The sequence below is a fragment of the Rathayibacter tritici genome (assembly GCF_001641005.1).
GTDB classification, from domain to species: domain Bacteria; phylum Actinomycetota; class Actinomycetes; order Actinomycetales; family Microbacteriaceae; genus Rathayibacter; species Rathayibacter tritici.
This window is the reverse complement of the sequence record NZ_CP015515.1, coordinates 1505667-1520882: the sequence shown is the minus strand read 5'-3', so window position 1 is coordinate 1520882 and position 15216 is coordinate 1505667. Positions and strand designations below refer to the sequence as shown.

The following is a 15216-nucleotide window of genomic DNA, read 5'->3' as shown; positions in this document are numbered from 1 at the left end:
AGACGGAGGCGACTCCAATACCTATGCGAGAAGGCGACCCGCGCAGCACCGCCCGAGTGCTGCGCGGGCCCGCCGCCGCGATCGGAGACCGCGACGCTCATACACTCGGATGATGCGACACGGCATCGTCATCCTTCCGCAGGACCCGTGGGCTCTGGCCCGCAGGAAGTGGCAGTCAGCCGAGGGATTGGGCTTTGATCACGCCTGGACCTACGACCACCTCTCCTGGCGCTCCCTCGCCGACGAACCGTGGGGCGCGAGCATCCTCACCCTCACCGCCGCCGCGCTCGTGACCGAGACCGTGCGCTTGGGCACCTTCGTCGCTTCGCCGAATTTCCGGCACCCGGTGCCCTTCGCCAAGGACATCGCCACCCTCGACGAGATCTCGGGCGGTCGGGCGATCCTCGGCGTCGGTTCGGGTGGCACCGGCTTCGACGCGCGCGTGCTCGGGCAACCGGAGTACTCGCCGCGACAGCGGCACGAGCGCTTCGCGGAATTCGTGACGGCCCTCGACACGCTGCTGCGCTTCGAGGAGCCTGGCTCGGGGGGCGTGAGTGTTGAGGGGGAATGGTTCACTGCCCGCTCGGCTCGGATGGTCGGCGAGCCCGCGCAGAGCCCGCGCGTCCCGTTCGTCCTGGCCGCGAACGGACCGAAGGGGCTGGCTCTCGTCGCCGAGCGTGGGCAGGGGTGGGTCACGACCGGACCCGGCGGCGTGTCGAGCGAGGAGTGGTGGCGGGGCGTCGCAGAACTCGGCCGCCGGCTCGACCAGGCGCTGGAGACCGTCGGACGCGACCCGCGCACCCTCGAGCGCCACCTCTCGCTCGACTCCGGAGGCGACTACTCCCTCGAGAGCGTGGCTCGCTTCGAGGACATGGCGGGTAGAGCCGCAGAGCTCGGCTTCACCGACGTGATCTCGCACTGGCCGCGGCCAGAGGGGATCTACGCCGGCGACGACGACGTCCTCTACGACGTCGCCTCGCGCTTCTGAGCAGGCCGTCATCCGAGTGTTCGATGCGCGACGAGCACCGTGCACCGGAGTGCGCGCCGGTCGAGGCGTGCTCCCGCAGCACGCGGCGGATGGCCGCACCGGGTGCGAAAGGATGAGGGCATGACGCTCCCGAACTCCCGGCAGACGACTCTCTCCCCTCAGCTGCTCGACCGCCTGACGCGGTGGTTCGACGGTGCAGCGCCCGTGGCGCCCTCCCTCAGCTGGGCCCTGTTCGACCGCGGTGGCCTCCTCGTTCAGCACGGGATCGGCGAGCACCGGCGGGACGGTGCTGCCCCGGGCCCCGACACCGTGCACCGGATCGCCTCGATGTCGAAGAGCTTCGAGGCGGCGGCCGTACTGATCCTGCGCGATCGGGGGCTGCTCGACCTCGACGATCGGGTCGGCGCTCACGTGCCGGAGTTCGCCGACCCGGTCAATGCCGCGGGCCGGACGATGCCCGTGACGATCCGGATGCTGCTCAGCAACTGCTCCGGTCTCCCGGAGGACAACGGCTGGGCCGATCACGTCATGGCGATGCCGCGCGCGGACTTCCTCGAGCTCATCAGCCGTGGACTGACCTTTACGGAGCGGCCGGGCGAGGTGTACCAGTATTCGAACATCGGCTTCTGGCTGCTCGGCGTCGTCGTCGAAAACGTTACGGGGGAGGACTTCGTCGCGTTCGCGACGCGGACGATCCTCGAGCCCCTCGGGCTCGGGCAGACTCGTTACGACGCCGACTCCTACCCGAACGGAACGGATGTCGCGCAAGGGTTCAGCAGCTTCGACGACGGCGTGACCTGGACAGTGCGCCCCGTCACCGGCACCGGAGTCGGAGCCTGCGCGGCGAGCATGTTCAGCACGGTCGGCTACATCGCCCGGTGGAGCGCCTGGCTGTCCTCGGCCTTCGACGGCGATGACGGGCCCGCGGACGAGGACGCGGTGCTCAGCCGCGCCTCCCGCCGCGAGATGCAGCGCGGGCTGACCCCGGTGCCCGCGCTCAGCCCGCGCGCCGTGGACGGCACGCTCGACGGTTCGGCCTACGGCTTCGGGCTCGTGATCGAGCACGACGTCCGCTTCGGCAGCATCGCCCACCATTCCGGCGGGCTGCCGGGCTGGTCCTCGAACATGCGCTGGCACCTCGACTCGGGCCTCGGCGCCGTGGTGTTCGCGACCGCGAACGGCGCGAAACTCGCCTCCGCCGCGGCCGGCGCCGTCGAGGCCGCGATCATCGACTCCGGAGACCTCACCCGCGCGCAGGCGGCGGGCAGCGGTGTCCTGTTCAGCCCCAATCTCCTGAGCGACGTGCCGGCCGAGGTGCGCGCGCGTCGCCTCGCCGCTGCGATCGCCCAGATCGGCGGGCTCGCGCAGAACCCAACCGCGCGGCCCCTGCGCGAGCGGCTGCTGTGGAGCGCCTCCGCGGCGCAGCTCGCCTTCAGCCTGCCGGGGCGCGAGGGGGAGCTCGAGTGCAGGATCGAGACGACACCGACGATTCCCGCTCTGCTCCAGCGCATGAAGATCGTGGTGCGCGCGGACCAGGCGGCGCGGGCCCCGGTGGTGCGCTCCTACCGCCCGCGGCTCGACTGAGCGGACGACGGCTCTCGCCGCCCAGGCGTGGCTCCTGCTGGACAGAGGACTGGTCGAACCTTCTCAGCCCGATCCGGAGGGAGCCGCCGGCCCCCGCGTGTACGGCGCTCCGGCCTGATCAACGTCCCAGCGGCCCGCGGGGGAGGGCCGGACCACTGCGGGCGGCGCAGGTGTCGAGCCCAGCGCGGAGTGCCAGCGGAAGATCGCGTCGATGCCGTCCTGATTCGCCCAGGACGGCGGGTTGTGGCCGAGGCTGTGCGTGCGGACGCTCGCCTCCTTCGCGGTCGATGTCGCCTTGTCGACGAGAGCACGACCGTGCAGGGCAGGCGGGACGCTCGTATCGGGGTGCGCCGTGTCCGAGACGACGACGCGGATGTTGGCTCCGGCCCAGGCGGAGGCGGGCAACCGCTTCGGATTGTGCGCGTCGACCTGGGCGGTGCTGCCGCCGAAGGCGCCGCCGATCGAGAAGCGGCCACGGACCGTGCGGTCGTAGATGTCGCGCAGGTCGTAAACACCGTTGATCAGGTACATGCCGTTGATGCCGGGGAAGACCTGGGAACCGTAGTTCTCGCAGGCCAGCGCTCCACCGGCCGACATCGCCCAGAGGTAGCTCGCGGCGATCGGGAACTGGTCTGAGAGGTAGGCGTAGCCGTCGCGCTGATGCTGCTGCGCAGTGTCGTTGGTCCACAGCGTGCCGCCGAGGCTCTGGCAGATCGCAAGGGCGCCCCGCTCGACGGCGAGCTCAGCCGGGTATGCGAAGACGGTGGACAGCGAGGTGTGGTCGGCCTGAGCGGAGTGGAGGAACCAGATCACCGGGGTCGGGGTCGCCTGCCTGGGCTCTACCGTCTGCGGGATACAGATGCGCGCGAGGTCGCCGTTGATCGAGACCGTGACGACGTCGTAGAGCACACCTCGATTCTTCGTCCTCAGGGACGTCGTGCGGCTCGTCTCCCCGGGCAGGCCGGGGACGGGGGAAGCAGCGGCAGCCGGGAGCGATGCCGCGCCCAGCGCGACAGCACCCGAGAGGGCTCCGCCGACGACGGTGCGCCGACGGAGGCCGAGAGCTCGGGAAGAAATGCCTGCTGAATCGTCGGGGGACATGAAATCTCCTCCTGCGGAGGCCGCTCGCCGACGGGATCGGCAGTACGGCCCGGATCGGCGGGGTCTGACTCCTTCACGCTAGCGGGAGATGCGGGCCCGCTGCCCCCTCGAATCGCGACACCCGCGCGACGGCGGGATCGGACGACCACGGCTCCCGCCGTCGTCCGACCCCGCCTGGGTCACCCTGCGCTGGCGCCTGCGCGCTTTCGACGGCGCCGGACGAGGCCGGTGATCACATCGATGACGACGAACGCCGCGAGACTAGCCCCCACCAGCGGCAGGAACAGTCCGACCGCGAGGGCGACAGCGAGGACCGCAGCGACACCCCACCAGGGGGCACGCTGGAGGGCGCCACGCGCAGGAGCACTGCCCACCGGTCGCCGTGGGTCGCCGGTGGGACGGCGCTTCCACCACATCAGGTAGCCGAGCACGACCATCGTGGCGATTCCCGCTGCGGTCACGAAGAGCAGCAGCTGATTGGGCAGGCCGAACATCGAGCCCATGTGCGTATCGATGCCCCAGCGGGAAAGCTTGGCGACCAGACCGAAGTCGGCGAAGTCGACGCGGTCGACAACCTGCATCGTCTCCGCGTCGATGGCGACTGCGTCGACCTCGGTCGGGAAGCTGCGCTGGATCTCCTGCACCACCCACGCCGACCCTTCGCCCGCGGGCGGTCGGATCTCGACCATTCCGGTGTTCACGTTGACCTCGCGAGCGAGCGAGAGGACGTCGTCGTAGGAGCCCCGCGGGTCGTCGACCGCGGCGGCCGCGTGTCCGACGTGTCCGCCGTGGCCCGCGTGTCCGGCGTGTCCGGAATGGCCTGCATGCTCGTCTCCGACGTCTCCCGTTCGCTCTCCGAGCGTGGTCTTCAGCGAGGGGGTCGTCCAGCCGAGCGCAGCGCGCAGGCTCTCGACGTTACCTCCGCCGTACAGGGACCAGGTGATCCCCGTCGCCGAGAGGAACAGCGCGCCGACAAGGAGCCAGATCCCGGTGGAGGCGTGCCAGGAGAACAGTCGCCGGTAGCCGGTTGTCCTCGGCGCGGGCCGGAACAGGTCCCTTCTCACCCGGGCCCGGCGGACGCGATTGATCCACAGGCCCAGGCCGGCGAGCGCCACAACACCCAGCCAGGAGGCGGCGAGCTCGCTGTAGGAGCGGCCGACGTCTCCCAGGTGGAGCGTGCGGTGCAGGTCGCTGACCCAGGTGCGCAGTGGCAGGGCGCCGCTGGTGCCGTAGGCGGTGAGATCCCCGCGGACATCGGCGGTCGCCGGGTCGATGAAGACCGCTCGAGTCTCGCCCGCTCCGAGTGACGGGTCCGCGAACATGACCCGGGTGGTGTCGCCCGGATCAGGGGCTGGGCGGACGGCGACAATGCGCTGCCCGCCCCCGGTGTACTCCTCGGCCGCGTCGATCTGGTCGGCCAGGGGCAGGGAGCGGTCAGCTTCGGGGACATGCAGCTCCTGGGCGTACACGAGCTGCTCGAGCTGCGGTGTGAGCGCGTAGAGCCCACCGCTGCCTGCGGCGACCAGGATGAACGGTCCGACGAACAGGGCGGCTAAGAAGTGCAGGCGCAGCAGCAGCTGCCCGAACCAGCCTGCACTGCTCCGGCGGGGCGAGCGCGGGGGAGGGGTGTCGGCGGATTCGCGGGGCTCACGGGCGGTGGTGGTCATCAGTGTGGTCCTTCGGTGCTGGCGTGCGGAGAAGTGAGGGTCGCCGACGGAGCCGCTCTCGGCGGTGCACGGCGGGATCGCGAGGGCTCCGGGATCACCGGGGAACCCGATGGCCGTCATCGCTGCAAAGGCGGACGGCGAAGCCCTGACGTCCGGCCGCGCTGGAGCGGGCGCGGAGGCATCACGACAGCGGCTCACCCGGACCCTCGGCAGAGTTCACGGCCGGGCCGGCGTCGGTCTCGTCAAGAAACTCGCTGGACGGGAGGGCCGCGGCGCGGGGCGGCCTGAGGGAAGACTCCTACCGCGAGCGGGAGGACGTCGCGGAGTTCGAACGAGGATCGCAGCGCAGGACGAGGCGCGGCAGCGGGCAACGGCGGCAGGCGCACCAGCCGGGTGACGAGGTGACCGGTCGTTGCCGCGATCCGGATCAGCATCGCCTCGCCGCGGTGCAGGAGGGCGATCGTCACGACCGCGGCGACCATGTGCGCGATCGACATCGATGACCCGGCCATCCCGGAGTGCGCCATCGCACCGCTGACCTCGATGACGGTGCCGTGATGTGCGTGCGTCGGCGCCGGGCCCGGGCCCTCGCTCGAACCGAGAACGAAGAGCGTGTGAAACAGCACCTGGCTCACCGCGACCGAGATCGTGACCCGGATCAACGACAAGCCCCGCCCCGCCAGCCCCACGCACACGAGTACCGACAGCACCAGCGGCACGGCGATGCCGAGCAGCCCCGGAATCGGCCCGCCCCCGACGACGTGCGAGAACAGAGCGATCAGCGTCGAAACGGTCGCTGCCACGACACCCCGGAGGGTGCGGAGCGCACGAGTCGACGACACGCGACCAGTGTTGCAGACGCGAGGAGCGCGGCGAGGCGGCGCCGGCTCCGTCACTCCCTCCCGGCCCGAATCACTCCCTCCCGGCCCGAATCACTCCGCCGTCAAGCCGAGCGCCGCCAGCACCTCCGCGACCCGGTTCCGCGCCCGAAGGTCGAGCCCGCGGACCGGCCTCGGCAGGCAGTCCACCGCAACGAGCCCGAGCTGCTCCGCCATCGCCGCGACCACGCGGTAGCTGCCGCCGTACTCGGCGAAGAGATCCCAGAGCGGTTGCAGCCGCGCCGATTCCGCCGTCACCGCCGCCGAGTCGCCGGCGCGCACCGCCCGGACCATCCTCAGCGCCGTCTGCGGGAAGAGACCGCCCAGCACCGAATACCAGGCGTCGCAACCGGCGAGCAGTCCGCGCGCCGCCGCGTCGTCTCTGGAGACCCCGATGCCCACCTCCTTCGGGAGCAGATGCCGGATCGCCTGCACGCGCAGGGTCGCGGCTTCCTGCTCCGCAGGCACTCCGGGGATCTTGATCGACGCGACGTGCGGGAGCGCGGCGACGGCGGCGTAGAGATCATCGGTGAAGGTGACGTGCGTCGTCCCAGGGTTGTCGTAGACGACCAGCGGAACCGAGAGCTGCGCGGTGACGTCCTCGTAGAGTCCGAACACCTCCTCGTCTGTCAGGGGCTGGTAGCTGAGCGGAGCCAGCAGCACCGCGCTCGCTCCGGCGTTCTGCGCGTCCTCGGCGAGCGCCAGCACCTGCGAGGTGCGCAGCGCTCCGATCCCGACGACGACGGGCACCGGGCCGGCGCTGCGTACGGCGATCTGCGCGGCCCGGCGGCGCTCGCCGCGGTCGAGGTACGGCGCCGAGCCGGTCGAGCCCAGCGCGCCGATTGAGTCGACCCCCGCACGGGCCAGCCGCTCGACGAGAGCCGCGAACGACGGCTCGTCGACACTGTCGTCGGTCAGGGGAGTGAGGGGGAAGGCACTGAGTCCGGTGAGCACGTCGATCCATTCGCTGGCAGTGTGGGAGGAGTCCGACTAGTCTCCCCGGCCGGGCCGCCGCCGAGAATCGCGTGCGGCGCGTCCAGTCGCCGGCGGACTCCGAGCAGGTCGCCGACAGTATCGTCCGGCCCTCGCTCAGGCGGGCAGTCGCAGGAGTCCGCCGGGGGAGCGGATGGTCGCGGCAGCGACGTCCATCGCTCGCGTCAGCGCCGGGACGGGATCGAGGACGCCGGCGGCCAGAGCTGCGACGACGGTGGCGAAGACGGCGTCGCCCGCGCCCATCGTGTCGACGATCTCTCCGTCGGCGCGCGCGATCGGCACGGCGACGCGCTCGCCGCGCCGTACGAAGGCTGCTCCGTCGGGCCCTGTCGTCTCGAGCACCGCCTGCGCTCCTGCGTCGAGGACGCGAGCGGTTGCCGCAGCGAGCCCGGTCGCGAAGATCAGTTCGGCGTCGTCGGCGCCCAGCTTCACGAGCGCGGCGCCGGCCGAGAGGTCGAGGAGCCCCGCGGCGAAAGCGGCCCGGTCGCGCAGGAGGCCGGGTCGAGGGTTGGCGTCGATGGCCAATCGAGCGCCGTCGACGACCAGGGCCCGCAGCATCGCGACCTCGACCGAGACGTCGAACGGGAATCCGCTGACGACGACGAGATCGGCTCGCGCGGCTGCCTGCCGAAGCTCCCCGGTCGGCACGAGAGTACGGGAGCGCGAGGCCTCGGAGAAGGAGTACTGCGGCTCCCCGGCCGTCCGGTCGGAGATCGCCCTCCCCGTTCCCAGCGGAGCGGTGGTGGCCAGCAGGGTCACCCCGTGGTCGGCCGCGTGCCGCCGGAGCATCCCGCCTGACTCGTCCTCGCCCACCATCCCGGCCAGGACGGCGGGGACTTCCAGCACGGCGAGTCCGACGGCGACATTGAGTGCGGACCCTCCTGCGACGTCGACCGACCCTGCAGGAGTGCGGAGTTCGTCGACGAGGATGTCGCCGAGCACGAGCACGGAGGCGGTCATCCTTTGACCGCGCCGGCGGTGAGGCCCGCGATGACCTGCTTCTGGAAAAGCGCGTAGATCACGAGCTGGGGGAGGAGTACCAGGGTCGCGGCGGCCATCATCGCTCCGTAGTCGACGGTGTACTGCCCCTGGAAGCGGGAGACTGCGAGCGAGACGGTCGCCATATCCGGATTGTTGAGGAGGATCGACACGAACGGGAACTCATTGAAAACGTAGACGATGTTGAAGATCAGGACGGTGGCGATGACCGGTCGCATGACGGGCAGCACGACGGATCGGCAGATGCGGAACAGTCCCGCGCCGTCGATGATCGCCGCCTCTTCGAGCTCGGTCGGGAACTCGCGCAGGAAACCGGTGAGCAGGAGAGTGTTGAAAGGAATCGAGACGGCGATGTAGGGGAGGATCACGGCGGCGAAGGTGCCGAAGATGCCCAGCGCGAGGTCGAGTCGGTAGATCGGGAACAGCAGCACATAGACCGGAACGGCGAGACCCGCGAGGAGGTAGAAGCGCAGCGCGGACTGTGCTCGCGGCCGCCGGAAGATCATCCGGGTGAGCGCGTAGCTGGCCATAAACGAGACGACTGTTCCGACGAGGACCGAGATCACCGCGATGAGGAGCGTGTTCGCGTACATCTGCAGCAGCGGGAGCGAGCCGATGACGTTTGCGTAGTTGTCCAGGGTGAGGGAGAGCAGCGAGAAGGGGTCGGAGAGGATCTTGTCGCTGGGCTGCAGCGAGAGCAGGGCGATCCAGAGGATCGGCAGGATGATCAGGAACGTGACCAGGTAGGCGGCGATTCCCGTGATGATCAAGGCTCGGCGGGCTCGGGCGCGCCAGGGACCACGGTCTGCTCCTCTCTGCTCCGTCTCCGCGGTGGCCAGGACGGTGTCGTGCTGCGGGGTGAGGGTGCTCATGCGATGCTCCGTCGTCGTGCGAGTGCGAGGTAGACGCCGGAGACGAGGGCGCCGAGGACGAACACGATCACGGCAATGGCCATGCCGGATCCGTAGTTCTGGTTCGTGAAGGTGACGAAGTACATGTAGCTCACCAGGGTCTCGGAGCGATGGACCGGGCCGCCGCCGGTGAGCATGTAGACGAGCTCGAAAATCTTGAAGACATTCGTGATGAGGAGGAGGGTGACGATCCCGAAGGTCTCGTTCATCATCGGGACGGTGATGTAGCGCAGTCGCTGCCAGCCGGAGGCGCCGTCGATGTCGCCAGCTTCCATGATCGATTCCGGGAGCTGCTGAAGCCCGGCGTAGAAAATCGTCATGGCAAAGCCGATGCTGCTCCAGATAAAGACGAGCGAGACCGCGTAGGGCGTGAGGGTGTCTCCGCCGATCCACTGGATCTCGGGGACGCCGAGTGGAGCGAGGAGGCGGTTGAGGAGTCCGATCTTCGGGTCGAGGATGAACACCCAGATGAGTCCCACGAGGATCGGCGCGATGATCGCGGGTCCGAAGACGAGGGCTCGAAGCAGTCCTCCGCCGCGTTTGTGCCGCTGGAGCAGGAGTGCCAGGGCGAACGAGGAAGGGATCAGGACGGCGAGGCTGACGATCAGGATAATGACGGTGTTGGACAGGGCCTGCCAGAAGAAAGGGTCCGAGCCCAGCGCGACGTAGTTGGCGAGCCCGTTGAAGGTCGCGGCGCCGAAGCCGGCGAAGCTGGTGAAGCTGTAGCCGAGGGAGTAGAGGACGGGGTAGACGACGAAAGCGGTGAAGAAGACGAGCGCCGGGAGAAGCATCAGCGTGATCTTCCAGCGAGAGCTGACCCAGGTCATAGTGATCTCGATTCGAGAGGGGTGATCGGGGGAGGGGCGGAGTCGCGGTTGCGACTCCGCCCGGGGCAGGTCACTGGCCTGCGTCGATGGCCTTCTGAACGAGATCGACGGCCTGCTGCGGGCTGAGCTGGTCCTGGATCACGCCGTAGATGCTGTCGTACATGGCGCTCGAGACGGCGGTCGAGACGAGCAGATCGGGCTGGGTCTGCGGGCTGGACACTCCGTCGGCGGTCGTGGCGTCGAGGGCGCTCTTCAGGGCGCTCTGCTTCGTTGCGTCGAGCTGGGGTGCGTAGTCGGTAACGGGTGGCTGGCCGTTGTCGACCAGCAGCTGCTGCGCCTGGTCGCTGTAGTAGAAGGCGAGGAACTTCTCGACGGCGGCGAGCTTGTTCTCGTCGTCTCCGACCTTGTGGTCGACGACGAGCGGGGCGGAGGCGACGTTCATGATGATGTTCTGTTCGCCGACGCCGTCGCTGAACTGCGGTCCGGCCCAGAAGCCGGTGTCGGCGGCGACGGCCGAGTCCTGGATGGAGCTGGACGCCCAGACGTCGGCGTCGAGCATGGCAGCCTTGCCCTGCAGGAACTGGTCGACGGCCTGCTGATAGGTCTGCGTCGACACGTTCGAGGCGAAGGCACCCGCGTCGCGGAGCTCGGCGATGTGCTCGTACATGCGCAGGAAGTCGGGGTTCGAGTAGCTGTCGGAGCCGTCGAGGATGCCGTCGATCTTGTCCTGGTAGCCGAAGCGGTCGAGCCACACGAGGAAGGACCACACGCTGAACGAGGACTGGTTCGCGCCGTTGGAGATCGTGACGATCCCCTTCTTGCTGAGGGTGTCGGCGACCTCGACGAGATCGTCGAACGTCGTGGGAACCGCAAGTCCGTTGTCCGAGAGAATCTTCTCGTTGTACCAGAGGCCAGTGAGCAGCCCCTGGTACGGGACGCCGTACATCACGTCGTCCTTCGTGAAGTTGGTGACCGTGCTCTCCGGGAAGCGGTCGGTGACGTTCAGCTCGTCGAGCACGGGGGCGAGGTCGAGGAGTCGCCCCGCGTCAAGCATGTCCTCAGCGGTGGCCTTGTAGACCCAGAAGACGTCGGGAAGGGTGTCGCTCTGCGCAGCGATGGTCAGGCTCTGCAGGTGCTCGGCGACCGCCTGACCGGTCACATCGACGGTGATGTCGGGGTTGGCGGCCTCGAAAGCCTGGACGATCGCCCAGGTTGCCGGGTCAGCGGTCTCGACATCGGGGTTCTGCATCGAGAGGGTGATCGTCGTGGTGCCGTCAGCGGAGTCCCCGCCGGTGGCGGTGGAGCAGCCCGCGAGGACGACGGTGCTGACGAGGGCGAGGGCGACGGCCGCGGTGAGCCTCGGCTTCTGCGGGTGAATCCGATGTCCGAGCATGGGCATCTCCTTTGATGAGGGGGGCGTCAGGAAGACTCGCACATCGAAACGTTTGCGCGAACCGTTTGCCCGAGAGTAGAAGCGGCTTCTACCCGCTGTCAAGTAATGCTTACAGGGAGAACTCGAACGCTTCTGTCGACGTCCGAAGCTCGAGGGTCTGCTGCAGCCGCACGGTGCGGGGGCTGCTGGCCGGCCGCTCGATTCTCTCGAGCAGCAGCCTCACTGCCGCCGTTCCCATGTCGAATCCGGGCTGCCTGATCGTCGTGAGCGCGGGCTCGAAGAGATCGGCGTGGTCGAAGCCGTCGAAGGTCGCAAAGGCGATGTCACGGGGAATCGCGAGGCCTTCTGCGCGGAGGCGCTCGAGGGCTTGAACGGCGAGCGGCGTGCTCGAGGCGATGACCACCGAGGGACGAAGCGGTCGACGGATCGCCGCCATCACCGCGGCATCGACGGCTTCACGCTCGCTGTCGTCGATCACTGCCTGGTCGTCTCGGTCGGACGCGGGGACCGCGTCCCGGAATCCTGCCGCCCTCTCCCGCAGGGTGGGCACGCGCTGGTCGCCTGCGATGAGGATGAACCGCCGGTGGCCCGCTGCGCGCAGGTGCTCGACGAGACGGCGCATGCTCTCGCGATTGTCCGCCCCGACCTGATCGACGGGCGCAGCGTCGAAGACGCGGTCGAGCAGGACGACCGGGGGAGATCCGCCTTGCAGCTCGCCCAGCCCGGAGTCGCCGGAGTCTGCGGAGAGCGCGAGGATCAGGCCGTCGACGCGTCGGCCCAGCAGGGTCTGGACGGCCCGCGCCTCACGCACCTGATCCTCGGAGGAGTTGGCGAGGAGAAGGGTCATGCCCTCGGCCGCGGCGGCATCCTCCACGCCATGCACCATGGCTGCGAAGGCGGGCTCGCCGGCGTCCGAGACGACGAGTCCGATGCTGTCGGTGCGGGAGCGCCGGAGGGACCGGGCCAGGGTGTCCTGGCGGTAGGACGTCTTCTTGATGGCGTCCATCACGCGGCGACGCGTGGCGGGGTCGACCGGCCGAGTGTTGTTGAGGACGTGCGAAACGGTCGACGTCGAAACCCCCGCCATGCGTGCGACCTGAACCATGGTGGCCATTTTTCTCCGATCAATCCTTTGCGCGTGGCCCCACCGTAGTCAGGTTCCCGCTCCAGAGCCATTGCGGCCCACGGGGCGTCCTGTCTAGGATCACACTCACCGCGCAAACGTTTCGATGCGGCGGTACGACAAGCGAATCGAAGCTCTGCCGCTTCGCAGGAAGGACGATGATGACCGATCCGATCACTCCCGGAGGCCTCCTGGGCGATCTCACGAGGACTCGACCGGGGCGCTCCGCCAGGGCGTCGAGCTTCGATCAGACCGGCCGCAACCGGGACAACTGGATCGTGATGCCGGGGGAGGAGCGCACCCTCGCCGATCTCGAGGGTCCCGGTGCGATCACCCACATCTGGATGACGCAGTCCTGCCGCGTCCAGCCCGGTCCGGGGCAGATCGACCCGGCGGTCGTCGGCGTGCCGATGCTCGAGATCCACAATGCGCTCGGCGTGAGCTGGGAGGTCGTGGACCCCGACTACTACCGGAAGATCCTGCTCAAGATCTACTGGGATGACCAGGAGACCCCGAGCGTCGTCGCGCCCCTGGGCGACTTCTTCGGCCTGATGAACTCCCTCTCCGGCAGCTATGATTCCCTCCCGCTCTCGGTCTCCGCGAAGGAGCCGGAGCTGCACTCCTTCGGCGGGAGCGCCGCCTTCAACAGCTACTTCCGGATGCCGTTCGGCTCTCGCGCGCGCGTGGTCGTCGAGAACCAGAACGACATCCCCTACCTCCAGTACTTCTACATCGACTACGAACTCTCGCCCGAGCCCCTGCCGGAGGACACCGTCTACTTCCACGCACACTGGCGGCGAGCGCTCCCCAACGTTGGCTGGGGTCCTGATCTGCAAGCGAACAGCATCGAGACGACGGTCGCGAACCTGACCGGCGAGGACAACTACGTCGCCCTCGAGACCGAAGGTCGCGGCCACTACGTCGGCTGCACCCTCGCGGTCCGTCACTTCCAGGGCTCCTGGTGGGGTGAGGGCGACGACATGATCTTCATCGATGACGACACCTGGCCGCCGAGCCTGCACGGCACCGGGATGGAGGACTACTTCGGTCATGCCTGGGGAATGCAGCGCAACGCGTATCAGTTCAACGGCACGATCGTGCACGAAGAGGACGTCCCCGGGTTCCACCACAGTTACCGGTTCCACCTGGTCGACCCGATCCGCTTCGAGAAGCGCATCAAGGTCACCTTCGAGCACGGGCACGGCAACCATCTCTCGGACGACTGGTCCTCGACCGCGTACTGGTACCAGACACTGCCCTCGCCGATCCTCGAGGTTCCGCCTGTCGAGGAGCGGCTCCCACTGCGACCCGTCGACCGGGTGATCACGAGCGAGCTCCCGGCCCTCAACGACGAGCAGCGGGCAGCGCGGGAGGCGGCCTCGGAACGGATGAAGCACTTCACCTCCGCCCGCGACGCCCTCCGTGAGGAGCGCCGTGCGCAGATCGACGACTGGGAACGCGGGAACCGCGAGCAGGCCGCGCAGATCCGCCGGCGCTACGACGGAGGACGCGCGTGACCCGCCCGCGGATCCACTTCACTGCCGAGACCGGGTGGATCAATGACCCGCACGGGATCACCTTCCACGACGGCGAGTACCACCTCTTCCACCAGTACGTCCCGGACAGCACGGTGTGGGCCCCGAACTGCCACTGGGGACACGCGGTCGGACCGGACTTGCTGCACTGGGACCGCCGACCCGTCGCCCTCGCGCCCGGCGATGGGGACGACGGAATCTGGACCGGCAGTCTCGTCGATCGACCCGACGGAGCGGTCATCCTTTACACCTCGACCGTCCAGCCCGACCTCGGCCGGGGCCGCATCCGCATCGCCCGTGCGACGGACGGATCCTGGGATCACTGGGAGAAGGGCGCTGTCCTGCTCGAAACCCCCGACGACCTCGACCTGATCGCCTTCCGCGACCCGTTCATCATCCGAGAGGGCAAGAGCTGGCGCATGGTCGTCGGCGCCGGTACCGCGGACGGGGATGCCCTCGCCGTCACCTACACCTCGACAGACCTGCAGGACTGGACCTTCGACGGCGTCGCCGCACGACGCAACACAGCGGAACGGGAACCCGTCTGGGTCGGTGCACTCTGGGAGTGCCCGCAGATCATCGAGGTCGACGGGCGCCACGTCCTGGTCAGCTCGGTCTGGGATGACGACGTGCTCTACTACGCGGGCTACGGCGTCGGCAGTTACGCGAACGGCCGCTTCGACGCGGATACCTGGGGGAGGCTGAGCTTCGGCGAGTCCTACTACGCCCCGTCCTTCTTCCGCGATGCCGACGGCCGGCCGTGCTTGATGTTCTGGATGCGTGGCGTCGAGGACGGGGACGTCGGCTGGAGCAGCGCACTCAGCGTCCCGCACGTCCTGGAGATCCGCGACGGCAGCCTCGTCACCACCGCCCACCCGTCGCTCGAGGCAGCTCGAGCCGGTCGGGCGGATCTGAGTCGGATCGCAGGGCAGGTCGTCGACCTGGAATGGACGCCGGGCGGGATCGGCGAGCGGATCGACCTCCTCAACGCCGGTGAACGAGTCGCCGCTCTGATTCGGACCGAAGACTCCATCGTGCTCGAACGAACGGGCGAGGAGACCTGGAGCGCACCGCATGCCGGTGGCATGGTCAGGATCATCCTCGACGGCCCCGTCCTCGAGGCGATCACGTCTGCTGGAGTACTCGGCGGCGCCGTGTCACCGGTGACAGCAGTGACCGTCAACGAGGAGACGGTGTCTGCTTACTTCTTGGAGTAA

13 protein-coding genes are annotated in these 15216 nt (G+C 68.8%); 4 read left to right on the top strand and 9 right to left on the bottom strand.

Annotation, left to right across the window (positions count from 1 at the left end):
• Window positions 1-112: 112 nt before the first annotated feature.
• Complete coding sequence (locus A6122_RS06900; RefSeq protein WP_068257246.1) at window positions 113-988, top strand: LLM class flavin-dependent oxidoreductase; 876 nt, start codon at window positions 113-115, stop codon at window positions 986-988.
• A 120-nt stretch (window positions 989-1108) separates the two neighbouring features.
• Entirely contained in the window at window positions 1109-2572 is a 1464-nt protein-coding gene (locus A6122_RS06895; protein WP_068253119.1) for a serine hydrolase domain-containing protein, read from the top strand.
• Window positions 2573-2635: 63 nt separating this feature from the next.
• On the opposite strand, the gene A6122_RS06890 is transcribed toward A6122_RS06895, so the two are convergent.
• From A6122_RS06890 to A6122_RS06850, 9 genes are all read right to left on the bottom strand, one after another.
• Window positions 2636-3673: a hypothetical protein gene (locus A6122_RS06890; RefSeq protein ID WP_146076653.1), complete on the bottom strand. Its 1038-nt coding sequence runs from the start codon at window positions 3671-3673 to the stop codon at window positions 2636-2638.
• Between the two features lie 179 nt (window positions 3674-3852).
• Window positions 3853-5340 carry a PepSY-associated TM helix domain-containing protein gene (locus A6122_RS06885; protein ID WP_068257244.1) on the bottom strand — a complete coding sequence of 496 codons (1488 nt, stop codon included), beginning with the start codon at window positions 5338-5340 and terminating at the stop codon, window positions 3853-3855.
• Between the two features lie 242 nt (window positions 5341-5582).
• Entirely contained in the window at window positions 5583-6182 is a 600-nt protein-coding gene (locus tag A6122_RS06880; RefSeq protein WP_068253113.1) for a hypothetical protein, read from the bottom strand.
• 90 nt (window positions 6183-6272) lie between these two features.
• The gene (locus A6122_RS06875) at window positions 6273-7172 is read right to left on the bottom strand and encodes a dihydrodipicolinate synthase family protein (RefSeq protein WP_068253110.1); all 900 of its coding nucleotides are present in this window, start codon (window positions 7170-7172) and stop codon (window positions 6273-6275) included.
• 135 nt (window positions 7173-7307) lie between these two features.
• Window positions 7308-8171, bottom strand: a complete 864-nt coding sequence (locus A6122_RS06870; protein WP_068253107.1) for a carbohydrate kinase family protein — start codon at window positions 8169-8171, stop codon at window positions 7308-7310.
• The gene (locus A6122_RS06865) at window positions 8168-9082 is read right to left on the bottom strand and encodes a carbohydrate ABC transporter permease (RefSeq protein WP_084415866.1); all 915 of its coding nucleotides are present in this window, start codon (window positions 9080-9082) and stop codon (window positions 8168-8170) included. Before A6122_RS06865 ends, A6122_RS06870 begins: the two co-directional genes overlap by 4 nt.
• Window positions 9079-9948 carry a carbohydrate ABC transporter permease gene (locus tag A6122_RS06860; RefSeq protein WP_068253104.1) on the bottom strand — a complete coding sequence of 290 codons (870 nt, stop codon included), beginning with the start codon at window positions 9946-9948 and terminating at the stop codon, window positions 9079-9081. The genes A6122_RS06865 and A6122_RS06860 overlap by 4 nt, the downstream gene beginning before the upstream one ends.
• Before the next feature lie 70 nt (window positions 9949-10018).
• Complete coding sequence (locus A6122_RS06855) at window positions 10019-11341, bottom strand: ABC transporter substrate-binding protein (RefSeq protein ID WP_068253101.1); 1323 nt, start codon at window positions 11339-11341, stop codon at window positions 10019-10021.
• A gap of 109 nt (window positions 11342-11450) precedes the next feature.
• A complete protein-coding gene (locus A6122_RS06850) occupies window positions 11451-12446 on the bottom strand; it encodes a LacI family DNA-binding transcriptional regulator (RefSeq protein WP_237358248.1) in 996 nt (331 codons plus the stop codon).
• Window positions 12447-12625: 179 nt separating this feature from the next.
• Between A6122_RS06850 and A6122_RS06845 the strand changes: the two genes are divergently transcribed.
• Both A6122_RS06845 and A6122_RS06840 read left to right on the top strand, forming a co-directional pair.
• The gene (locus A6122_RS06845; protein ID WP_068257241.1) at window positions 12626-13981 is read left to right on the top strand and encodes a glycoside hydrolase family 172 protein; all 1356 of its coding nucleotides are present in this window, start codon (window positions 12626-12628) and stop codon (window positions 13979-13981) included.
• Window positions 13978-15216: a glycoside hydrolase family 32 protein gene (locus A6122_RS06840; RefSeq protein ID WP_068253095.1), complete on the top strand. Its 1239-nt coding sequence runs from the start codon at window positions 13978-13980 to the stop codon at window positions 15214-15216. Before A6122_RS06845 ends, A6122_RS06840 begins: the two co-directional genes overlap by 4 nt.

What these genes read in the sequence shown, in the direction of transcription:
- A6122_RS06860 (WP_068253104.1), bottom strand. Translation starts at nt 9,948, where the DNA reads ATGACCTGGGTCAGCTCTCGCTGGAAGATCACGCTGATGCTTCTCCCG.
- A6122_RS06850 (WP_237358248.1), bottom strand. Translation starts at nt 12,446, where the DNA reads ATGGTTCAGGTCGCACGCATGGCGGGGGTTTCGACGTCGACCGTTTCG.
- A6122_RS06890 (WP_146076653.1), bottom strand. Translation starts at nt 3,673, where the DNA reads ATGTCCCCCGACGATTCAGCAGGCATTTCTTCCCGAGCTCTCGGCCTC.
- A6122_RS06855 (WP_068253101.1), bottom strand. Translation starts at nt 11,341, where the DNA reads ATGCTCGGACATCGGATTCACCCGCAGAAGCCGAGGCTCACCGCGGCC.
- A6122_RS06845 (WP_068257241.1), top strand. Translation starts at nt 12,626, where the DNA reads ATGACCGATCCGATCACTCCCGGAGGCCTCCTGGGCGATCTCACGAGG.
- A6122_RS06895 (WP_068253119.1), top strand. Translation starts at nt 1,109, where the DNA reads ATGACGCTCCCGAACTCCCGGCAGACGACTCTCTCCCCTCAGCTGCTC.
- A6122_RS06900 (WP_068257246.1), top strand. Translation starts at nt 113, where the DNA reads ATGCGACACGGCATCGTCATCCTTCCGCAGGACCCGTGGGCTCTGGCC.
- A6122_RS06865 (WP_084415866.1), bottom strand. Translation starts at nt 9,082, where the DNA reads ATGAGCACCCTCACCCCGCAGCACGACACCGTCCTGGCCACCGCGGAG.
- A6122_RS06870 (WP_068253107.1), bottom strand. Translation starts at nt 8,171, where the DNA reads ATGACCGCCTCCGTGCTCGTGCTCGGCGACATCCTCGTCGACGAACTC.
- A6122_RS06885 (WP_068257244.1), bottom strand. Translation starts at nt 5,340, where the DNA reads ATGACCACCACCGCCCGTGAGCCCCGCGAATCCGCCGACACCCCTCCC.